The organism is Burkholderia sp. MS389 (assembly GCF_016899425.1).
Taxonomy (GTDB): Bacteria; Pseudomonadota; Gammaproteobacteria; order Burkholderiales; family Burkholderiaceae; genus Burkholderia; species Burkholderia sola.
In genome coordinates this window covers 60,622-80,780 of sequence record NZ_CP045994.1, presented here as the reverse complement: position 1 = coordinate 80,780, position 20,159 = coordinate 60,622, and the positions used below count along the sequence as shown (strand labels likewise).

At 60.3% G+C, this 20,159-nt stretch carries 16 protein-coding genes, 1 tRNA gene and 3 rRNA genes; 10 read left to right on the top strand and 10 right to left on the bottom strand.

What is annotated here, in order from left to right:
• Window positions 1–241: 241 nt before the first annotated feature.
• Both egtD and egtB read right to left on the bottom strand, forming a co-directional pair.
• On the bottom strand, window positions 242–1,255 hold the full coding sequence (egtD, locus tag GJG85_RS00355) for an L-histidine N(alpha)-methyltransferase (protein WP_204383518.1): 1,014 nt from the start codon (window positions 1,253–1,255) through the stop codon (window positions 242–244).
• Entirely contained in the window at window positions 1,239–2,465 is a 1,227-nt protein-coding gene (gene egtB / locus GJG85_RS00350) for an ergothioneine biosynthesis protein EgtB (RefSeq protein WP_050015725.1), read from the bottom strand. The genes egtD and egtB overlap by 17 nt, the downstream gene beginning before the upstream one ends.
• Window positions 2,466–3,044: 579 nt before the next feature.
• Here egtB and GJG85_RS00345 point away from each other — a divergent pair.
• Window positions 3,045–3,521: a carboxymuconolactone decarboxylase family protein gene (locus tag GJG85_RS00345; RefSeq protein WP_204383517.1), complete on the top strand. Its 477-nt coding sequence runs from the start codon at window positions 3,045–3,047 to the stop codon at window positions 3,519–3,521.
• A complete protein-coding gene (locus GJG85_RS00340; protein WP_176016552.1) occupies window positions 3,521–4,402 on the top strand; it encodes a sigma-70 family RNA polymerase sigma factor in 882 nt (293 codons plus the stop codon). Before GJG85_RS00345 ends, GJG85_RS00340 begins: the two co-directional genes overlap by 1 nt.
• Window positions 4,403–4,492: 90 nt before the next feature.
• Here GJG85_RS00340 and GJG85_RS00335 read toward each other — a convergent pair whose 3' ends face one another.
• Together GJG85_RS00335 and GJG85_RS00330 are read right to left on the bottom strand one after the other, a co-directional pair.
• Entirely contained in the window at window positions 4,493–5,008 is a 516-nt protein-coding gene (locus GJG85_RS00335; RefSeq protein ID WP_050015720.1) for a DUF2628 domain-containing protein, read from the bottom strand.
• Window positions 5,009–5,328: 320 nt separating this feature from the next.
• Window positions 5,329–5,405, bottom strand: a tRNA-Val gene (locus tag GJG85_RS00330).
• A gap of 590 nt (window positions 5,406–5,995) precedes the next feature.
• Here GJG85_RS00330 and GJG85_RS00325 point away from each other — a divergent pair.
• From GJG85_RS00325 to GJG85_RS00315, 3 genes are all read left to right on the top strand, one after another.
• Window positions 5,996–6,256 (top strand): hypothetical protein, encoded by a 261-nt coding sequence (locus GJG85_RS00325; RefSeq protein WP_124631948.1) that lies wholly within the window; start codon window positions 5,996–5,998, stop codon window positions 6,254–6,256.
• Window positions 6,257–6,287: 31 nt separating this feature from the next.
• Window positions 6,288–6,608: a hypothetical protein gene (locus GJG85_RS00320; protein WP_089488066.1), complete on the top strand. Its 321-nt coding sequence runs from the start codon at window positions 6,288–6,290 to the stop codon at window positions 6,606–6,608.
• A 133-nt stretch (window positions 6,609–6,741) separates the two neighbouring features.
• Complete coding sequence (locus GJG85_RS00315; protein ID WP_124631947.1) at window positions 6,742–7,059, top strand: hypothetical protein; 318 nt, start codon at window positions 6,742–6,744, stop codon at window positions 7,057–7,059.
• A gap of 489 nt (window positions 7,060–7,548) precedes the next feature.
• Here GJG85_RS00315 and GJG85_RS00310 read toward each other — a convergent pair whose 3' ends face one another.
• Together GJG85_RS00310 and GJG85_RS00305 are read right to left on the bottom strand one after the other, a co-directional pair.
• Entirely contained in the window at window positions 7,549–8,307 is a 759-nt protein-coding gene (locus GJG85_RS00310; RefSeq protein ID WP_204383516.1) for an anti-sigma factor, read from the bottom strand.
• A complete protein-coding gene (locus tag GJG85_RS00305; protein ID WP_204383515.1) occupies window positions 8,304–8,825 on the bottom strand; it encodes a sigma-70 family RNA polymerase sigma factor in 522 nt (173 codons plus the stop codon). Before GJG85_RS00305 ends, GJG85_RS00310 begins: the two co-directional genes overlap by 4 nt.
• Window positions 8,826–8,983: 158 nt before the next feature.
• Between GJG85_RS00305 and GJG85_RS00300 the strand changes: the two genes are divergently transcribed.
• The 5 genes from GJG85_RS00300 (at window position 8,984) to rrf (ending at window position 16,235) form a co-directional block, all read left to right on the top strand.
• The gene (locus GJG85_RS00300; protein ID WP_089488065.1) at window positions 8,984–10,069 is read left to right on the top strand and encodes a catalase family peroxidase; all 1,086 of its coding nucleotides are present in this window, start codon (window positions 8,984–8,986) and stop codon (window positions 10,067–10,069) included.
• Window positions 10,069–10,599, top strand: a complete 531-nt coding sequence (locus GJG85_RS00295) for a cytochrome b (protein WP_172843425.1) — start codon at window positions 10,069–10,071, stop codon at window positions 10,597–10,599. Before GJG85_RS00300 ends, GJG85_RS00295 begins: the two co-directional genes overlap by 1 nt.
• Before the next feature lie 573 nt (window positions 10,600–11,172).
• Window positions 11,173–12,705: ribosomal RNA gene (locus GJG85_RS00290) — 16S ribosomal RNA — on the top strand.
• A 407-nt stretch (window positions 12,706–13,112) separates the two neighbouring features.
• A 23S ribosomal RNA gene (locus GJG85_RS00285) occupies window positions 13,113–15,994 on the top strand.
• A 128-nt stretch (window positions 15,995–16,122) separates the two neighbouring features.
• Window positions 16,123–16,235, top strand: a 5S ribosomal RNA gene (gene rrf / locus GJG85_RS00280).
• The 16S, 23S and 5S rRNA genes sit together here, the layout of an rRNA operon.
• 248 nt (window positions 16,236–16,483) lie before the next feature.
• Here rrf and GJG85_RS00275 read toward each other — a convergent pair.
• The 4 genes from GJG85_RS00275 to GJG85_RS00260 all read right to left on the bottom strand — a co-directional run bounded on the left by GJG85_RS00275 (window position 16,484) and on the right by GJG85_RS00260 (window position 20,124).
• Window positions 16,484–16,729: a SymE family type I addiction module toxin gene (locus GJG85_RS00275; protein ID WP_081083226.1), complete on the bottom strand. Its 246-nt coding sequence runs from the start codon at window positions 16,727–16,729 to the stop codon at window positions 16,484–16,486.
• A gap of 187 nt (window positions 16,730–16,916) precedes the next feature.
• Window positions 16,917–17,204, bottom strand: coding sequence for a PAAR domain-containing protein (locus GJG85_RS00270; protein WP_060312325.1), 288 nt, complete (start codon window positions 17,202–17,204; stop codon window positions 16,917–16,919).
• Window positions 17,201–18,283, bottom strand: a complete 1,083-nt coding sequence (locus tag GJG85_RS00265) for a T6SS immunity protein Tli4 family protein (protein ID WP_239468919.1) — start codon at window positions 18,281–18,283, stop codon at window positions 17,201–17,203. The genes GJG85_RS00270 and GJG85_RS00265 overlap by 4 nt, the downstream gene beginning before the upstream one ends.
• A 2-nt stretch (window positions 18,284–18,285) precedes the next feature.
• Window positions 18,286–20,124 (bottom strand): hypothetical protein, encoded by a 1,839-nt coding sequence (locus tag GJG85_RS00260; RefSeq protein ID WP_239468918.1) that lies wholly within the window; start codon window positions 20,122–20,124, stop codon window positions 18,286–18,288.
• Between the last annotated feature and the right edge of the window lie 35 nt (window positions 20,125–20,159).

Sequence of the window (20,159 nt, the reverse complement as noted above, 5' to 3'; positions counted from 1 at the left end):
AGGCACCGGACGCTGACACAGGTGAAACGGGTATGCGAGACAGGTAACGGACGTTTACGGGTGCCCGCAAAGCCTTATGGAGCAAGGGAAAGGCGACGTTCCGGACACCGTTGCAGCGATGCGCTGGGTCGGTAAAAAGGGAATTTTCAGCACGAAACCGGCGATCGGATCGAACCCGCCGGTGTGCACGGGGAGCGAACCGCCCTCACCCCGCGGCGCGGGCGGCTCGCAACGGCGCGCGTTACGCGCGGATATCGTCGACGCTGCGCAGCCAGTGCACGCTGAACAGGTTGTCCGCATCGGTCCACACGGTATCGGGTGCGAACCCGGCGCGGCGCGCGATCGCGTGGAAGCCGTCGATCGTGAACTTGTGCGAGTTCTCCGTGTGGATGCGCTCGCCGGCTTCGAAGCGGAACACGTGGCCGCGCACGTGCACGGTCTGCGCGACGTCGCTGACCAGATGCATCTCGATGCGCTGGCGCTCGCGGTCGTAGAACGCGCAATGCGAGAACGCGTCGACGTCGAAATCCGCGCCGAGCTCCGCGTTTGCGCGCACCAGCAGGTTCAGGTTGAACTGCGCGGTCACGCCCTGCGCGTCGTTGTACGCGTGATGCAGCGTGCGCTCGTCCTTCACGAGGTCGGCCCCCACCAGCAGGCCGCCGCCGCGCAGCAGCCGTGCGGCGTCACGCAGGAACGTGTCGGCCTCTTCCGGCGAGAAGTTGCCGATCGTCGAGCCGGGAAAGAAGCCGATGCGTCGCCGCGGCGTTTCGGTCAGCCTGGCCAGTTGCTCGGCCTTCGTGTAGTCGGCAGCGAGCGGCGCGACGTCGAGCCACGGATAGGCCGCACGCAGCCGCGCGGCCGCACCGTGCAGGTAATCGGCGGAGATGTCGACCGGCACGTAGCGCGCCGGCGCGTTCGCGTAGTTGTCCGCGAACGCGTCGAGCAGCACGCGGATCTTCTCGAGCGAACCCGCGCCGAATTCGACGATGTCCGCATGCGGGCCGACGCGCCGCACGATCTCGGCCGCGCGATCGCGCAGGATGCCGAGCTCGGTGCGCGTCGGGTAGTACTCCGGCAGTTCGCAGATGCGGTCGAACAGCGCGGAGCCGGCCGCATCGTAGAAGTATTTCGGCGGGATGCTGCGCGGCGTGCGCGACAGTCCGTCGATCAGGTCGCGCTCGAACGCGCTCGGCCGCGAATCGCGGGCGGGTTGCAGGCCACCGCTCGTGGCCGTCAGGTCAGACGTCTCGCGCAAGTCGCACCCCCGTGAATTGCCAGCGTGCCGCCGGCGGAAAGAAATTGCGGTACGTCGGCCGTTCGTGCCCGGGCGGCGTCGCGATGCTGCTGCCGCGCAGGACCTGCTGGCCGACCATGAACTTGCCGTTGTATTCGGCCGCGACCCCGGCGAGCGGCCGAAAGCCCGGATAGGGCTCGTAGGACGAACGCGTCCACTGCCAGACGTGCCCGAGCATTTGCCGGATCCCGTCGGCCGCGAACGCGGTTTCCCATTCGAATTCGGTCGGCAGCCGCGCGCCGGCCCATTCTGCATACGCGGCGGCCTCGTAGAAGCTCACGTGACACACTGGCGCGTCGGGCGCGAGCGGTTCGACGCCGTGCAGGCCGAAGGTGCGCCGCACGCGCGTGGCGGCTGCATCGTCGTCGTCCGGGATCCAGTACGCGGGCCCTTGCCACCCTTCCCGCTGCACCGTGGCCCAGCCGTCGGACAGCCAGAACTCGGGGCGCGTATAGCCGCCGTCGGCGACGAACGCCGCGAATTCCGCATTCGTCACCAGGCGGTTCGCGATCTCGTACGGCCGCACGAGTGCGGTGTGGCGCGGCCGTTCGTTGTCGAACGAGAACGTATCGCCGTCGTGCCCGATCTCGACGAGCCCGCCCGGCTGAGGCAGCCAGCGCAGCGGGCCGGCATCGCCCGCGGCGAGCGCGTGTTCCGCCTCGGCGCCGGTACGCGGCCGGAACGCCGGCTTCAACGGGTTGCACGAGAACGCATGCAGCATGTCGGTGACGATCAGTTCCTGATGCTGCTGCTCGTGATGCAGGCCGAGCACGAGCTCCGGCGCGATCGCGTCGAGCAGCGCCGCATCGGCGCCGGCCAGCGCGCGCAGCATCGCGTCGTCGACGTATTGCCGGTATGCATGCACGTCGCCCAGCGACGGACGCGTGAGCAGCCCGCGCTGCGGCCGCGGATGGCGCGGGCCGAGCGCTTCGTAATAGGAATTGAAGAGGAACTGGAACGCGTCGTCGAACGGCGCGTAGCCAGGCACGCGGCGCATCAGCACGACGGTTTCGAAGAACCAGGTCGTATGCGCGAGATGCCATTTCGTCGGACTCGCGTCGGGCATCGACTGCACGGCCTGGTCTTCAGGGGACAGCGTCGCGGTCAACGCGACGCTGTGGGCGCGCACGTCCTGGTAACGGCGCTGAAGCTGTGATGCAAGAAGGCTCATCGGTTTACCGTTCACGTCGCGATTCGCTGCGTTGCGTTGCCGGAAAAGGGAAAGCCTTGCGCTGGGATGCGCGCGGCTGACGGGCGATTTGCTGCTGCGTCGTCGGGCAGCCGGCGCGCGCGCCGGGCCGCGAATGCGGCTTCACTTCATCTGCCCGTGCAGAACAGTATGGTCCAGAAATGTGAACGTCGCGAATCGGATTTCGGATGAAACGAAGGCGAAAGAAAAATGAAAGCATACGTGAGGTGGGCGTCGCGCGTTTCACGAACCGCCGACGCCTGTCGTGACGGGGTTCGGCCGACGGAGGCAACGCGCGTGCCCGCGGCTGCGCCCTACTGACGTCCGGTGACAACCGCTCGCCATGCGTGAAAGGTCGATGGCGCGCGTGCGCCCGAGGCGCGGCGTCAGGCAGCCGATTCGTCAGTCGATATCGCGACCTTCCGGGTGCCCGGCTCTACGGCTCCACCCTTTGCTTGCCGTCGCTTTCTTCTTCGGCCGCAAAAATTTTTGCATCGATGTCACACGCGCGGGGTGCTCGCTCGTCATATCGGCGGAACCCACACGAAAGGAGAAGGAACCATGACTGCGAAACTCAATCCGTTTGCCGCCGCCCCCGCGTTGATGAAGAGCTGGATGACCGTGTCGGTCGCCGCTGCCGGGAGCCTCGAGCCGACGCTGATCGAGCTGGTCAAGATCCGCGCGTCGCAGATCAACGCGTGCGCGAACTGCCTTAACATGCACACCGTCGAGGCGCGCGAGCAAGGCGAGACCGAGCAGCGCATCTACCTGCTGTCCGCGTGGCGCGAAGCGCCCTGCTACACCGACCGCGAGCGCGCGGCGCTCGGCTGGACCGAGGCGCTCACGCGGCTGTCGGAGGGCCACGCGGCGCACGAAGCCGCCTATGCGGCGCTGAACGACCATTTCAGCGAGGAGGAACAGGTGAAACTCACGGTGATGATCAACGTGATCAACGGTTGGAACCGGCTCGCCGTCGGTTTCGGGCTATGGGTCGACCCGGCCGACGCGAAGGCCGCCGCCGGGAAGATGGTGGCCTGATGCCGAGCCTCGACCCGGTCGGCAGCCACGCCGACGAACGGGCCGACGCGGCGGCGAGCTTCGATCCGCTGCGTCGCACGCTGATCCGCGTCGCGTACCGGATGCTCGGTTCCGTCGCGGATGCCGAGGACATGGTGCAGGACGCGTTCATCCGCTGGATGGACGTCGACCGTACCGAGGTGCGCGTGCCCGAGGCGTTCCTGCGCCGCATGGTGATGCGCATGTGCCTCGACCAGCTGAAGTCCGCGCGGCACCAGCGCGAGACCTATATCGGCCCGTGGCTGCCCGAGCCGGTCGTCGAGGAAAACGAACCGGACGACGTCACGCTGCCGCTGCTGCTCGCGCTCGAACGGCTGTCGCCGCTCGAACGCGCGGCGTTCCTGCTGCACGACGTGTTCGGCCTCGAATTCGACGAAGTGGCCACGACGATCCAGCGCGACCCGGCCGCCTGCCGGCAACTCGCCGCGCGGGCACGCACACACGTGCGCGAGGCGCGACCGCGTTTTCATGTCGAAAAGCAGCGCGGGATCGAACTGGCCGAAGCGTTCTTCGCGGCGTCACGCAGCGGCGACATGCGTGCGCTCGGCGCGCTGCTCGCCGAGGACGTGAGCCTGCATTCGGACGGCGGCGGCAAGCGGCCCGCGGCCGGCAAGCCGGTGTTCGGCTTCGAGCGGGTGATGCGGGTGCACGCATACCTGGCCGAGCTGTTCGCGACGCATGCGTCGAAGCTCGTGCGGGCCGGGTTCATCAACGGGCTGCCGGGTTTCGTCACGCTGGAAGCCGACGGCGAGCTGCAGACGACGGCACTCGAGATCGACGACGGAAAGATCGTCGCGATTTATGTCGTGCGGAATCCTGACAAATTGAAGCATCTGCATTGAGCGCGGCGCGAGCATGCGCCGTATGCGATGTGCCCGCCGGCGCCGCCCTCTTCTTTTTGCCCTGCGTTTTCCAATCGCCGGATATCGCGATCAGTACGTCGCGCCTCCGACGTTGCCGATCATGTACAACAGCACGCCGAGCAGCGGCGTCGCGACGGCGAAACCCGCCGCCGCCAGCCAGTTCGTGCCGCCTTGCGCCTCGAGCAGCGCGAGAAACGATTCGCGAGACGTCGCGTGCGGGCGCAGTTTTTCGATCTGGCGTTCGACGTATCGCTTGTAGAGGCTGTTCCCGCACCAGCCGAGCGAGACCGCGATCCCGATGGTGATCGGGTCGAGCGTGCTCGATTCGAAGTATGTCGGGAAGTACAGCAACTCGAGCAGCGTGATGCCGAGCGTGGCGGCAAGCACGGCGGCCGCCTGCCAGTACATGCATCGGTACGCCATCCAGGCCGGGCCCAGGAAGCACGCGGCCCAGTTCCACGATTGCCGGCTCTTGCGCGAGTCGGCGATCGCCCATTTTCGTTCGTACCAGGCGGCCTTCTTGCCGACGTAAGCGGCGATTTCGTCGTTGCTTGCCGATGATGCGGCGGTCGTGGCCTCGGACATGATCGTGTGCTCTCAGTCGCGCGGATCGCGCGTCGTTGTTTTGATGTGGTGGAAGTCGGATGACGGGCGAAGCCGCCGCGTCGATGCGCACACGATTCTACGCGCCGTGCAGCGGCAGTTGTGTGGCGGATCGGATGGTTCGTGACGATGCGATGCCGGGCCGTGTATCGCGCAACGCATCGGGGCTTCATGCGTTGTTTTGCGTTGTTTCGGACCGGAAAAGAAAAACGCCACGCGAGGTTGCCGCGTGGCGTTTGTATGTTGGCGAGCCGCGTTGCCTGTAGGCAAGTTGTGCTGCCGGACCCCTTCATTTTGTTCGTTGGTAGGCTCGATTGGATTCGAACCAACGACCCCCACCATGTCAAGGTGGTGCTCTAACCAACTGAGCTACGAGCCTAAGAAGCCGCGAATTATAGAGAGGGTTTTGGGGCAGCACAAGCCCCTTCGTGAAAATTTTTTGAAAGGGGCCGCGCATGCGTGCCGACGATCGATGTCGTGCAGCGATGCTGCGGACGCGGGCTTCGTCTCCACGCATCACAGCAAAACGCGTCGATGTGCTGTGGTGTTATCCACATTGCCCTCTGGATAACTGTCCGGGAAGTCTCTGGATTCACAGTGGAACGATTGAGGATATGTCGGCGCGGCTGTGAATCGACGAAAAGTTGTTCTGTGCTGCCGGACGCTGTTCACGTCGCGCACCCAGGGTTATGCATTTCGGTTCGCGTTGAAAATTCAGTGCGTTACGGAGGTTATCCACTGTGGGGCACAGAGCTTGTTAACTATCACTACGTATATATACGAACCCTGTTAACACCTTTGGATAAGCACAGTCCGTCGACTGTGATCCGCTCAGGATATGCACTGCGTGCAGCGAGCTGACAAACGAAACGGAACGCTGTGAAGCGCGTCGATCGGTGCGCGAGTCTTCATGTCTGTAGAATCGCCGGCATCCAGAATGCAAACGCCCGACGAACGGGTTCGCGGCCAATGACCCATGCTTCGTCGACCCATCTCCAGGCGCTCGATATCGACACCGTCGTACGCCGGATGCAGCACCATCCGGGCGACATCGTGTTGGAGCGACGCGTATCGATACCGGAAGCCGAGGTCCTGTGTTGCCGCTACAACGGCGAGCGATTCAACGTGAAGTTCGATCTCGACTACGAGGTGTCTGTTGATCGTGTCGGCATGCTGTCCGGCGAGGACGTCGCGAAGATCGTTGGATGGCTCACGAAGGAGGCAAGGTGATCACAGCGGGTGACACTGGACGATGCGCGCGATGAAGGCGCCCGTCGACGAGATGCTGGCGACGGACATTGCCGGCCACATTGCGGTCGTCGTGACCGACATGGCGGCTGCGGTCGAGGGGCTGATCCGGTTGGGCTTCGCTCGCCAATCCGATCGGTGGGAACGCGCGATCGCAGACGATACCGATCGCCAGGCGCTCGTCGCCGCGCTTATCGATCTCGATGCGTTGTTTCCCGCAGGCCGCGACTGGAGCCCGCAGGCACTCGTCGAGTATTACCGGGAGATCGGCGTCGTTCGAAGCGGGTACCGTTCGGTTGCATGGCGCGGGCCGACGCAATTCGTCATCGGATGACGTCGAACGACATGACGAAACCGAAGTAGGACCCGGGCGACACCCGTGCTTCAGGAACCATGACACGGGATGGAACATCCGCCTGCGCGGGCGATTGTTATCGGAAGACAGGCGGTGAAATTCGGAGAAGACGATGAGCACATCGAATTTCGGCACGATCGACCGGTGTTCGGTCACGCTCAACACCGCGACGCTGCTCGGCCTGAAAACTGCCTACGAAGACTTTGCCGCGACCGGGCAGGACCTGCGCAGCTTCGAGATCTGTATCACGGATAAAAGGGCATCCACGGTGGATCCCGGACCAGACGATGATGTCATCACCATCACGTTCGTGGCGAAGCTGATTCCGGGCATGCGCGGGCTGGGCAACGCAAACCGGCTCGGAAAGTCGATCCACTACGTCATCGCGCCGGAAACCGGCGAGATTCTCGGGATAGTCGGGACGAAGTGACCGGAAGCGCGAGCGGCGGTGTGTGGATAACCGGCGCACGATCCAGTTGAAACCCTGTGCACCGGACCGGTGAGCATTCCGGTTTCGATGGTCCTGTCGGTCTGAATGCCCGACCTGACAAGGCTTTGCCGACAATGAAAGAGGGCAGCGAACAAATCGCGCGACGTCCGGAAGTCGAATGCCTTGTGGATATCGACGCCCAAAACAACCCGAAACGCTGTGCACGTCAAAGGTGAGCGAACCGACCGAAGGCGACCTGCGGGACCAGCAGGAGATATGTGGATATCCGGTTCCGCGGCGACTCGAAACCCTGTGATTTTAAAGGTGAGAGCGCCGGCGCGGTGTCGATGTGAATAACTGCCGAGGAAAGTCAGTCGAAACGCTGTGCATTCGAGCGGTGAGCATGCGCCCGTTCAAGCCCGCCAAGCCGCCCCACAAAAGGCGCTGACGGCCACGACCAACCGCCAGCCGGGCGCGCATCCTACCGCTTCAAGTCTGCTGATCGAGCGCCTGTACGACTGCCTTCTCGCCAAGACTCCCCGCCGGTCCGACCACCGCATAGTTGAGTCCGTTCACCGATCCATACCGCGCGAGCAATGCGCCATCCACGCGTTGCCCGTTCGGCAGCAGCCGATGTTTCGATTCGGCTGGCCGGAGATAGAAGCTCAGCGTCCGCCCCGCATCGTCCTCATAGAGCACCATCGCGGCCGTGGCACCGCTATCGGTCGTGAACAACCGCCCACCGACCGGCCTGAACCCCGCCGCGCTCAAATCCGGCAGCTTCGCCGATGCGCCCACGCCTTTGGTGAGCCATCCCTGCAAATCGCCCGCACCGGTCGGCCGGTAATCGACCTTGGCCGTCCGATCGACCACCATCATCTGGTAAGCCTTGACCGCATCGCTCATCGGCGCGATGGGCGGCGCCGCGTTCCACCCGCGAGCCTGCCATCCACCGAATGTCCCGAGCCCGACGCAGAACACGAACGAAGCCGCCATCGCGAACCGCATCCGCGCGCGCTCGGCCCGTCGGCCGCGAATTGCCGCCGGATCCAGCGCAGGGTTCTCGGCCGGCATTCGCACGCTCTCCAGCGCGGCCCGCAACCGCTGCGCGTCCTGTTGCCATTGCTTCACCTGTTCCGCGCGCGCCGGATGCAGCGCGAGATAGCGCTCGACCGCGGCGCGCGCATCGTCGTCGAGCTGGCCGTCGACATAGGCCTGAAGGTCATGTTCGTTCGGAGGCGTGTTCATTTTTTCATCAACCGCAAGGAAGGAGCGGGAAGTTCACCGTCGCTGAGTTGGCGCAGCGCCTGGCGCGCGCGGGAGAGCCGCGACATCACGGTGCCGATCGGCACGTCGAGCAGGTCGGCGACCTCCTGATAGGTGAAGCCCTCGACCGCGACGAGCAGCAGCAGGCTGCGCTGCTCGTCCGAGAGCCGGCCGAACGCTTCGAGCGTCGCGCGCGCCGCGAATTCGCGTTCGGCGGACGGCCAGTGCGCTTCGTCGTCGTTGCCGATGCGGCCGAGCAGCCACGCGTAGCGCTTCGCGCTGCGTTTGCCATCGAGAAACTGCCGGTACAGGATCGTGAAGAGCCAGCTGCGCAGCGATGCGTCGTCGCGACGGCTCGTCCAGCGCGACAACGCGCGCTCGAGCGTCGACTGGACGAGATCGTCGGCTGCATGGACGTCGCGCGCCAGCCAGAGCGCGAAGCGTCGCAGCCTAGGGATGAGTTCGCGCAATGCTTCGTCGTCGAGGGCGGTGGAGGGCATGGCTGGGCCGGTTGCCGAAAGGGTCGTGGATGCCGTGTAGGACGCCGGCCGGCATCGGTTATTCCCTCCAGCATACGAAAAAATTCTTCGTGGAATAAAGCGGCGTGGGCGGCGTCCTACACGCGTTCGACAATGATCTGACGATCGGGAGTGCATTCATGAAGCAATCTTCTTCTTCGCCGCAGCGCGAGCCTGGGCGCGGGTGGTGGCGCTGGGCCGTGATCGGTGGCGCGGTGGCCGGCGTGGCCGCGGCGTTCGGGTATGCCGGCGGATGGCTCGCGCCGGCGCGTCTGACCCCGCACCGGCTCGTCGACGCGCTGCAGACCAACAGCGGCATCCATGCCGGCTACCGGCGCAATCACGCGAAGGGCGTGTGCGTGACCGGCTATTTCGAAGGCAACGGCGCCGCGAGCGCGTATTCGGTCGCGCCGTTCTTCAAGGCGGTGCGCACGCCGGTGGTCGGGCGCTTCGCGTTGCCGGGCGGGAACCCTTATGCGCCGGACAGCAGCGTGCCGATCCGCAGCCTCGCGCTGAAGCTCACCGCGCCGGACGGCGAGCAATGGCGGACCGGGATGAACGCGATGCCGGTGTTTCCGGTGGCGACGCCGCAGGCGTTCTACGAGCAGACGCTCGCGACCCGGCCCGATCCGAAGACGGGCAAGCCCGATCCGGCGAAGGTGAAGGCGTTCTTCGGCGCGCATCCGGAAGCCGGCGCGTTCCTGCAATGGGTGAAGGGTGCGAAGCCGAGCGCGAGCTACGTCACCGAAAGCTATTACGGGCTGAACGCGTTCTACTTCGTCGATGCGGCCGGCAAGCGCCAGGCGGTGCGGTGGCGCGTCGTGCCGGAGCAGACGGCGGGCGCCGGCGACGTCGCGACGGCCGCGGATCCGAACGTGCTGCAACAGGACGTGACGCAGCGCATCGCGGCCGGCCCGCAAAAGTGGAAGTTGCTGGTCACGCTGGCGGAGCCCGGCGACCCGGTGGACGACGCGACGAAGGTCTGGCCCGCGCAGCGCACGACGATCGATGCGGGCACGCTCGTGCTCGATCGCGTGGAGGCGCAGGACAGCGGCCCGTGCCGCGACGTGAACTACGACCCGACCGTGCTGCCGCAGGGGATTCAGGTGTCGGGCGATCCGTTGCTGGCGGCGCGTTCGGCCGCGTATGCGGATTCGTATCTGCGGCGCACGAGTGAAGAGGCCGGCGTGGCAGGCGTGGCGCGAGTGAGTGGGGAGGGACGGTGATGAAGGCTTCGACGACGTTTAGTTTGCCGGCGCGGGTGCTGCACTGGGTGATGGCCGCGATGATTCTCGCGATGCTGTTCATCGGAGTGGGGATGGTGGCGTCGGTTTCCGGGCGGCACGAGATCCTGGTGGCGATTCACAAGCCGCTGGGCGTGGCCGTGCTGGTGCTGGTGTGCGTGCGGATCGTGGTGCGGATGCTGTCGAAGCCGCCGGCGTTGCCCGACGATCTGCCGTGGTGGCAGAAGGTGGCCGCGCACGGGTCGCATCTCGTGCTGTATGCGCTGATGGTCGCGATGCCGCTGATCGGCTGGGCGATGCTGTCGGCGGGCGGGTATCCGGTGACGTTGGGCGGCGGTGTGCAGCTGCCGGCGCTGGTGTCGGCCGATCCGGTGACGTTCGCGTGGCTTCGGGTCGCGCATCGCGTGCTGGCCTATCTCTTCTTCCTGACGTTCCTCGCGCACTTTGCGGCGGCGCTGTATCACGGGCTGATTCGGCGGGACGGCGTGGTGAGGGCGATGGTGGGGCGGTAATCGACGGAAGGGTGCGTTCGATACGGCGGGGCTGTCCAAGGGCGACCTGCGCCTGCCGTGTCGTCTTATATATGAGCACTGGGAAGTGCTCGGCGGTCCTCGCCATAGCACGTCAAAAATATTTCACAAAAGGGGTTGCGGAGACGGGGGCAGGTGCTTAGAATCACGCCTCTTTCGCGCTAACGGAAACGCAGCGCGGGGGAAGAAGAGGGGAGCGGTGCTGTTGAAGTCGGTTTTATCGATTCCAGTGCACGCGAAATTAAACCGCAGTCGTCGCAACGAAGTAGTTAAAAAAGTTGTTGACGAGTTTCAAAAAACGGTTGATAATCTCGCTTCTCTGCTGCTGAAAACGCAGCGCTGCCGGGAAACACGAAGTTCCTCGCAGAATGCTCTTTAAAAATTAACAGCCGATAAGTGTGGGCGCTTGATGGAAGCGAGCTGATCCTCGGATCAGATAGCGAAAGTATCAAGAGTCTCACACTAAAGTAAGTCAGGTTTATGAAGTGATTCATATTCCTGTCAGCTTTGAGTGAGCGACCGGTTCTTAACCGAACCGAAAACAGTAACAGGTTTGAACTGAAGAGTTTGATCCTGGCTCAGATTGAACGCTGGCGGCATGCCTTACACATGCAAGTCGAACGGCAGCACGGGTGCTTGCACCTGGTGGCGAGTGGCGAACGGGTGAGTAATACATCGGAACATGTCCTGTAGTGGGGGATAGCCCGGCGAAAGCCGGATTAATACCGCATACGATCCACGGATGAAAGCGGGGGACCTTCGGGCCTCGCGCTATAGGGTTGGCCGATGGCTGATTAGCTAGTTGGTGGGGTAAAGGCCTACCAAGGCGACGATCAGTAGCTGGTCTGAGAGGACGACCAGCCACACTGGGACTGAGACACGGCCCAGACTCCTACGGGAGGCAGCAGTGGGGAATTTTGGACAATGGGCGAAAGCCTGATCCAGCAATGCCGCGTGTGTGAAGAAGGCCTTCGGGTTGTAAAGCACTTTTGTCCGGAAAGAAATCCTTGGCTCTAATACAGTCGGGGGATGACGGTACCGGAAGAATAAGCACCGGCTAACTACGTGCCAGCAGCCGCGGTAATACGTAGGGTGCGAGCGTTAATCGGAATTACTGGGCGTAAAGCGTGCGCAGGCGGTTTGCTAAGACCGATGTGAAATCCCCGGGCTCAACCTGGGAACTGCATTGGTGACTGGCAGGCTAGAGTATGGCAGAGGGGGGTAGAATTCCACGTGTAGCAGTGAAATGCGTAGAGATGTGGAGGAATACCGATGGCGAAGGCAGCCCCCTGGGCCAATACTGACGCTCATGCACGAAAGCGTGGGGAGCAAACAGGATTAGATACCCTGGTAGTCCACGCCCTAAACGATGTCAACTAGTTGTTGGGGATTCATTTCCTTAGTAACGTAGCTAACGCGTGAAGTTGACCGCCTGGGGAGTACGGTCGCAAGATTAAAACTCAAAGGAATTGACGGGGACCCGCACAAGCGGTGGATGATGTGGATTAATTCGATGCAACGCGAAAAACCTTACCTACCCTTGACATGGTCGGAATCCTGCCGAGAGGCGGGAGTGCTCGAAAGAGAACCGGCGCACAGGTGCTGCATGGCTGTCGTCAGCTCGTGTCGTGAGATGTTGGGTTAAGTCCCGCAACGAGCGCAACCCTTGTCCTTAGTTGCTACGCAAGAGCACTCTAAGGAGACTGCCGGTGACAAACCGGAGGAAGGTGGGGATGACGTCAAGTCCTCATGGCCCTTATGGGTAGGGCTTCACACGTCATACAATGGTCGGAACAGAGGGTTGCCAACCCGCGAGGGGGAGCTAATCCCAGAAAACCGATCGTAGTCCGGATTGCACTCTGCAACTCGAGTGCATGAAGCTGGAATCGCTAGTAATCGCGGATCAGCATGCCGCGGTGAATACGTTCCCGGGTCTTGTACACACCGCCCGTCACACCATGGGAGTGGGTTTTACCAGAAGTGGCTAGTCTAACCGCAAGGAGGACGGTCACCACGGTAGGATTCATGACTGGGGTGAAGTCGTAACAAGGTAGCCGTATCGGAAGGTGCGGCTGGATCACCTCCTTTCCAGAGCTTCTCGCACAAGTTGAGCGCTCACGCTTATCGGCTGTTGATTGAGACAGAAAGACTGTCTGTTAGCGGTTTAACCGGTTATAATGCCGGCCGCTTTCGATAATCCTCAATGACAAACATTCGAATGAAGTTTGGTTCGAGTTTTTCTCATTGGCGATTGAGCCAGTCAGAGGATATCAACAGATATCGGCTGTCGTTCTTTAACAATCTGGAAGAAGTAAGTAATTTGGATAGCGGAAGCGTCTTGAGATGGACGTGGAAGTTATCCGGGTTGTGATTGTATCGATGTATCTCAAGATGATTCGAACTTCATTGTTCGGCTCGATTTTGGAATACGGCACAACGCGAGAACTCAACCTGTAGCGACTGTCGCGTCGAAAGATGAGACAGACTCGTTATAGGGTCAAGCGAACAAGTGCATGTGGTGGATGCCTTGGCGATCACAGGCGATGAAGGACGCGGTAGCCTGCGAAAAGCTACGGGGAGCTGGCAAACGAGCTTTGATCCGTAGATGTCCGAATGGGGAAACCCGGCCCTTTTGGGTCATCCTGGACTGAATACATAGGTCCAGTGAAGCGAACGCGGTGAACTGAAACATCTAAGTAACCGCAGGAAAAGAAATCAACCGAGATTCCCAAAGTAGTGGCGAGCGAAATGGGATGAGCCTTGCACTCTTTATTTGTATTGTTAGCCGAACGCTCTGGAAAGTGCGGCCATAGCAGGTGATAGCCCTGTAGGCGAAAACAGTATGAAAGAACTAGGTGTGCGACAAGTAGGGCGGGACACGTGAAATCCTGTCTGAAGATGGGGGGACCATCCTCCAAGGCTAAATACTCGTGATCGACCGATAGTGAACCAGTACCGTGAGGGAAAGGCGAAAAGAACCCCGGGAGGGGAGTGAAATAGATCCTGAAACCGCATGCATACAAACAGTCGGAGCCTCGTAAGGGGTGACGGCGTACCTTTTGTATAATGGGTCAGCGACTTACGTTCAGTAGCAAGCTTAACCGTATAGGGCAGGCGTAGCGAAAGCGAGTCCGAATAGGGCGTTCAGTTGCTGGGCGTAGACCCGAAACCAGGTGATCTATCCATGGCCAGGATGAAGGTGCGGTAACACGTACTGGAGGTCCGAACCCACTAACGTTGAAAAGTTAGGGGATGAGCTGTGGATAGGGGTGAAAGGCTAAACAAACCTGGAAATAGCTGGTTCTCTCCGAAAACTATTTAGGTAGTGCCTCGTGTCTCACCTTCGGGGGTAGAGCACTGTCATGGTTGGGGGGTCTATTGCAGATTACCCCGCCATAGCAAACTCCGAATACCGAAGAGTGCAATCACGGGAGACAGACATCGGGTGCTAACGTCCGGTGTCAAGAGGGAAACAACCCAGACCGCCAGCTAAGGTCCCCAAATATAGCTAAGTGGGAAACGAAGTGGGAAGGCTAAAACAGTCAGGAGGTTGGCTTAGAAGCAGCCACCCTTTAAAGAAAGCGTAATAGCTCACTGATCGAGTCGTCCTGCGCGGAAGATGTAACGGGGCTAAGCTATATACCGAAGCTGCGGATGCGAGCTTTGCTCGCATGGTAGGAGAGCGTTCCGTAAGCCTGCGAAGGTGCCTTGTAAAGGGTGCTGGAGGTATCGGAAGTGCGAATGCTGACATGAGTAGCGATAAAGGGGGTGAAAGGCCCCCTCGCCGTAAGCCCAAGGTTTCCTACGCAACGTTCATCGGCGTAGGGTGAGTCGGCCCCTAAGGCGAGGCAGAAATGCGTAGCTGATGGGAAGCAGGTCAATATTCCTGCACCATTGTTAGATGCGATGGGGGGACGGATCGCGGAAGGTTGTCCGGGTGTTGGAAGTCCCGGTCGCTGCATTGGAGAAGGCGCTTAGGCAAATCCGGGCGCGCAATTCAAGGGTGTGGCGCGAGCTCCTTAGGGAGCGAAGCAATTGGAAGTGGTTCCAAGAAAAGCCTCTAAGCTTCAGTCTAACGATGACCGTACCGCAAACCGACACAGGTGGGCGAGATGAGTATTCTAAGGCGCTTGAGAGAACTCGGGAGAAGGAACTCGGCAAATTGGTACCGTAACTTCGGGATAAGGTACGCCCTTGTAGCTTGACTGGCCTGCGCCAGGAGGGTGAAGGGGTTGCAATAAACTGGTGGCTGCGACTGTTTAATAAAAACACAGCACTCTGCAAACACGAAAGTGGACGTATAGGGTGTGACGCCTGCCCGGTGCCGGAAGATTAAATGATGGGGTGCAAGCTCTTGATTGAAGTCCCGGTAAACGGCGGCCGTAACTATAACGGTCCTAAGGTAGCGAAATTCCTTGTCGGGTAAGTTCCGACCTGCACGAATGGCGTAACGATGGCCACACTGTCTCCTCCCGAGACTCAGCGAAGTTGAAGTGTTTGTGATGATGCAATCTACCCGCGGCTAGACGGAAAGACCCCATGAACCTTTACTGTAGCTTTGCATTGGACTTTGAACCGATCTGTGTAGGATAGGTGGGAGGCTATGAAACCGGAACGCTAGTTTCGGTGGAGCCGTCCTTGAAATACCACCCTGGTTTGTTTGAGGTTCTAACCTTGGCCCGTGATCCGGGTCGGGGACAGTGCATGGTAGGCAGTTTGACTGGGGCGGTCTCCTCCCAAAGCGTAACGGAGGAGTACGAAGGTACGCTAGGTACGGTCGGAAATCGTGCTGATAGTGCAATGGCATAAGCGTGCTTAACTGCGAGACCGACAAGTCGAGCAGGTGCGAAAGCAGGTCATAGTGATCCGGTGGTTCTGTATGGAAGGGCCATCGCTCAACGGATAAAAGGTACTCTGGGGATAACAGGCTGATACCGCCCAAGAGTTCATATCGACGGCGGTGTTTGGCACCTCGATGTCGGCTCATCTCATCCTGGGGCTGTAGCCGGTCCCAAGGGTATGGCTGTTCGCCATTTAAAGAGGTACGTGAGCTGGGTTTAAAACGTCGTGAGACAGTTTGGTCCCTATCTGCCGTGGGCGTTGGATATTTGAAGGGGGCTGCTCCTAGTACGAGAGGACCGGAGTGGACGAACCTCTGGTGTACCGGTTGTCACGCCAGTGGCATCGCCGGGTAGCTATGTTCGGAAGAGATAACCGCTGAAAGCATCTAAGCGGGAAACTCGCCTTAAGATGAGATATCCCTGGGGACTAGATCCCCTTGAAGGGTCGTTCGAGACCAGGACGTTGATAGGTCAGGTGTGTAAGCGCAGTAATGCGTTCAGCTAACTGATACTAATTGCCCGTAAGGCTTGATCCTATAACAAGTCTGTTTCGCGCTACAGAGCGCGTCGGACGGTTGGATTCTCGTGTGTGATACACACAACTCAAGATTACTGCTTCTTCCAAGATTGGTTGCGCTGCGAAGCAACGCAACAACCCCCTTTGCCTGATGACCATAGCGAGTCGGTCCCACCCCTTCCCATCCCGAACAGGACCGTGAAACGACTCTACGCCGATGATAGTGCGGATTCCCGTGTGAAAGTAGGTAATCGTCAGGCTCCCTTAGCCAAGAACCCCCGCCCGACAAGGCGGGGGTTTTTGCATTTCGGCGATGGAAATGTTCAGTGCGCCGGGCTTGGCTTGCAGCTCGCGCTGAAAGCGCTCCACGGCGGCGGACCCGAGTATCCGGTCCGCTGCAATTGCAGAACGATCCCCGCTTGTCACAGTTACTAACGGTGCTGAGTATCGGCCACCGAGCTTTCAGGCAGATAGTGACTTGCGATGCCCGCCATGGGCAATGCGCCGATCACATCGGCGTGATGATGAGTCGCTTGTCCTCGACGGTAATCCGGACGCGTTCTCCAGCCTCGAATCCCGCGTCCTCAAGCCATACTCCAGCCAATTTGATCCACGGGAAGTACGTCGTGTTCAGCTTCCGATGCGCTCGGATGGCACGGAGAACTCTAGACAAGGAATGATGGCGTGCTGACTCTTGGACGGTGACGAAGCGTTCCGTTACGACGGGGCGTGACTTATGATTGGCCTTAGCCATTTCCGACTCCTGAGGTGAGTTGGTTGTGGTCAGCGGGTCGTATGGGTGGCAGCCCATGCGGCCCGCGCTTTTTGCGGTGATGCCGTTTGAGTCTACCTAACTGGGCATCTCGAAATATGAAAAATTCGAGGGATGGCCAAACGGCATAGCTTCTTGAGTTTTCTCCGCAAGAAATTACGGCATAGGTTTAGATGTCGATGAACGACGAGACCTGCGAAGCAATCAGGCGCGGTGACGGTGAACACCGGCATACGCATAAGTCGTCACTAAGTGCCGCCTGCCGTCCGTCTGGTCCGGTGGTGGGGATGCGAGGCCCATCACATACGATCTTGCCCACCGTCTTGCACGCGGGGCACGAGACCGGATCGCCCTCGTAAGCCTGTTCGCTCGCGCCGATCAAGTCGTTGCCGTTGCCTCCCTGAATTAAGCCGCCCGCGGTCGTGGTATCGGCCTTCACGATGTCATAGCGCCTCACCTGGTTGCCTCCGATTCACCCGGCCGAGGGCCGCGATAGTGGAAGCTGTTCAGCACCGCGTCCCATGCTTGAATCGCTTGTGCTTCGTTGACAGGAGAGGTTGCCTCGGCGGCTGATGTGATCGAGTCGGGCGCCGCACCGAAAAGCAGCTGAATCGCCGTGTGAGGTTTCGAGAGGTCGCGTTCGACACCTGGGGCCAGCAGATAGAAGTGGTACTTCTGCACGCCGTCCTCACTGATGGCGATCAGCAGTTCTTCCGCCTCCATGCCAGCGAACTGGCGTTTGCCTTTCCTCAGGATATTGTAGCGTCCCAGTAGAGATTTCAGCTGGATCTCGAACGCAGGGAGACCATCGAGCAGGGATGCCTTTTGATCGACATCGACCGACTCGCGCAGCTCAACAACGAAGGTCGACGGGGTGCCAGGTAAGAGCCCGACAGATAGCGTGGCATCGAAGCCGCGAAATGGCTTACCGCTTATTGCACCGCCGTTGAAGCAAAATGCTCCATCCGCGGGAACCTCCCAGTCCTGCCGTGGGCCGATGTGACGAAGAATCTGATCCGCGACTTGAAGATTCGAGTCGTCGTATCGAGCGCCGATGAGGGTTTTCAGCGTGAACAGAGTATCGCTGGACCAAGCGTAGCCCTCAGCTTTGTATGGGAGGTCGATGGACGTTGTGTCGGCATTTCTAAAAATGAAGAGCCGGGCGTCATCGCTTGGTTGGATTGCCTCCTTAAGCCAGACATTGCTTGTTGTATTTGGAACGCGTGTCATGTCCATACGAAGCGAAGTCCTCAGCTCCTTTTCTCTGGCCTCAACCCTTTGCAGAAATGAGTCTCTCTGAACGTTTTGAGTAGTCTCGATGGTGTAATCCATGTACTTGAATTGCTGGTTGTACACGGAGATATCACTTGGAAGATCGAGCGCGAAGCGACCGATGCACCACGGGCGCGTATCGTGTATCACGGGAGATCTCACATCGTACTCCGAATGGTTTTTCTTCATGCAAGCGGCCGATCCCAACAAAATGGTTGCTATTGGGATCAGGAGCACTTTTCTGATTCGATCCAACGGGCTCATGTTCATGCCTCGATATGCCTTGCGATTTTGACTATGCTGTACAGCGTCGCCCATCTGGCCCACGGATGTTTGAAGCATTCTTGATGACCAAAGCCCTTTTGATCGAATGCGATATGTACACCTTCGGCTTTGCCGCCAGGTATCCCTTCTTTCAGTCCACGAGCTACCGATTCACCGGACCAGACCGGGACGGTGCCATCGCCGAAAATCAACCCACGATCAGCTGCTGAGTTAGGGGTCGCTAACTCAGCTTCTATCGTGTATGTCTGATCTTTGATGCGGATGCGAATTTGGCCTCTGCGGTTATCGCTCAGAAACTGAGCACGAAGCAGGTCGTCTTCGGTTGTGCCTTTGGGGAAGGGGCCTCGCCATAGGATCCGTCCGAATGTGAGCAACCCTCCACTAGATTCGGAAACTTCTCGACGCTTGGGTCCTGTCGGGGCGCTAGTGCCTAATGGCGAACCCTCGGAGGGCTCCTGAAGAGAGCCGTTTCCGTAGAAAGCGTAGGTGTTGGGATGATATTTATTGATCAACAGGCCTTGGCGGAAAACGACCTCTTTCATCGTGTCGAGGAGGTTTTCCTGAAGAGATTTTTTTGAATTGCTATCCGCCAACCGCTTCCGGACAATTCCTGCCGGATCCAGAGCCGAGTCCGACTGATCAGGCACCACTCCGTACCACGCCTGCGATGTGTATAGCGCGAGCGTATCGCCCGATTTCGGGAGACTGAGAATCGGCTCGCGTTTCAGGTTGCACACGATCCACCACGGTTCCCCATTGCGATAATCCGGCATCGGCAAGAGCTCCAAAGGCCCGGGCGCATTCGCCGTCACGGCCGTGAACTCGAGACCATTTCGTCCCGCCAGCACCTGATTGATGACCGTGTTTTCTGTTTGTGCCCCGGCCCGGAATCGCCGTGCTGCAAGCGGTGCACCCGTAGCCGGCTGCGCGCCGTGAATCACCCCGTACATTAGGTCGGCATGCCCAGCGATTACCGACGCCATTCGCGTGACAAGCCCGCCCATCGAATGTGTAATGACGATCGCCTTCTTCACCTTGTTCTCTTCGCAGATTTCCCGGATGCCCATAAGCCGAGCCTTCTTGTTGCGCTTCTTGTCGACGCAGTCGATGCCTTCGACCACATCCCGAGCCGAATCGAGATTCGACTGAAGCCAGTTGTAGCCGATTGCGTAGACGGGATAGCGAAACTGGCAGAATTTCCTGAACTCGTCGGACGTGGCGTGAATCACGTCAGCAGTCGCGCCGTGTGCGCCGTATAACTTCGGTGAGGTGCCGATGACCGGATTCAGCGTGAATGTCTCGCCCTTCGGGTCGCCCGATGCCCAAGCCCCGAGCAGCTTGCCTGAGTCGGCCGGGTTATTCAGTTCGCGTTCGAGCCACGCGAAGGTTGAGTGGTAGCTTCCGCGGTGCACGGATCCCCAGCCTCGGCGCCGCGCCTCCTCTACTGAAACGTCGCACCCGTCCGTGCTGACGTCTCCGAAGGCCGAGACCATGGCCGCATATGGGTCGTAACGTATCTGGCGCTCCGCAGCATTTGCGAAGTACCCGGAAGCAGCGAAAGCCAGGGACTCGGCGATGCTATTCGGTGGGCTCCATATTTCGTTGCCGGTGTTCCGGTCGAGTAGCAAGGATCCCATGACGCCGGGAATGAAGATCACCGGGATCGGCTGCCGTGGATCGCAGTCGATCTGCTTCGTGCAGGTATTCGAGTGGGGTGTCAGCGTCACTCGTGCAGACGAACCGCCTCCACGTTCGTGCTGTGCCTGGATGACGACGACTTTTGCCTTCTTGTCGGTGGTATTGCTTGCGGGATTGCTCATGCGATTATCAGGAGTAAACGATGGTCGATCGATGA

Excerpts from the sequence above, each read along its gene's own strand:
- egtB (WP_050015725.1), bottom strand. The coding sequence starts at position 2,465 with ATGAGCCTTCTTGCATCACAGCTTCAGCGCCGTTACCAGGACGTGCGC.
- GJG85_RS00345 (WP_204383517.1), top strand. The coding sequence starts at position 3,045 with ATGACTGCGAAACTCAATCCGTTTGCCGCCGCCCCCGCGTTGATGAAG.
- GJG85_RS00340 (WP_176016552.1), top strand. The coding sequence starts at position 3,521 with ATGCCGAGCCTCGACCCGGTCGGCAGCCACGCCGACGAACGGGCCGAC.
- GJG85_RS00335 (WP_050015720.1), bottom strand. The coding sequence starts at position 5,008 with ATGTCCGAGGCCACGACCGCCGCATCATCGGCAAGCAACGACGAAATC.
- GJG85_RS00325 (WP_124631948.1), top strand. The coding sequence starts at position 5,996 with ATGACCCATGCTTCGTCGACCCATCTCCAGGCGCTCGATATCGACACC.
- GJG85_RS00320 (WP_089488066.1), top strand. The coding sequence starts at position 6,288 with ATGAAGGCGCCCGTCGACGAGATGCTGGCGACGGACATTGCCGGCCAC.
- GJG85_RS00315 (WP_124631947.1), top strand. The coding sequence starts at position 6,742 with ATGAGCACATCGAATTTCGGCACGATCGACCGGTGTTCGGTCACGCTC.
- GJG85_RS00310 (WP_204383516.1), bottom strand. The coding sequence starts at position 8,307 with ATGAACACGCCTCCGAACGAACATGACCTTCAGGCCTATGTCGACGGC.
- GJG85_RS00305 (WP_204383515.1), bottom strand. The coding sequence starts at position 8,825 with ATGCCCTCCACCGCCCTCGACGACGAAGCATTGCGCGAACTCATCCCT.
- GJG85_RS00300 (WP_089488065.1), top strand. The coding sequence starts at position 8,984 with ATGAAGCAATCTTCTTCTTCGCCGCAGCGCGAGCCTGGGCGCGGGTGG.
- GJG85_RS00295 (WP_172843425.1), top strand. The coding sequence starts at position 10,069 with ATGAAGGCTTCGACGACGTTTAGTTTGCCGGCGCGGGTGCTGCACTGG.
- GJG85_RS00275 (WP_081083226.1), bottom strand. The coding sequence starts at position 16,729 with ATGGCTAAGGCCAATCATAAGTCACGCCCCGTCGTAACGGAACGCTTC.
- GJG85_RS00265 (WP_239468919.1), bottom strand. The coding sequence starts at position 18,283 with ATGAGCCCGTTGGATCGAATCAGAAAAGTGCTCCTGATCCCAATAGCA.
- GJG85_RS00260 (WP_239468918.1), bottom strand. The coding sequence starts at position 20,124 with ATGAGCAATCCCGCAAGCAATACCACCGACAAGAAGGCAAAAGTCGTC.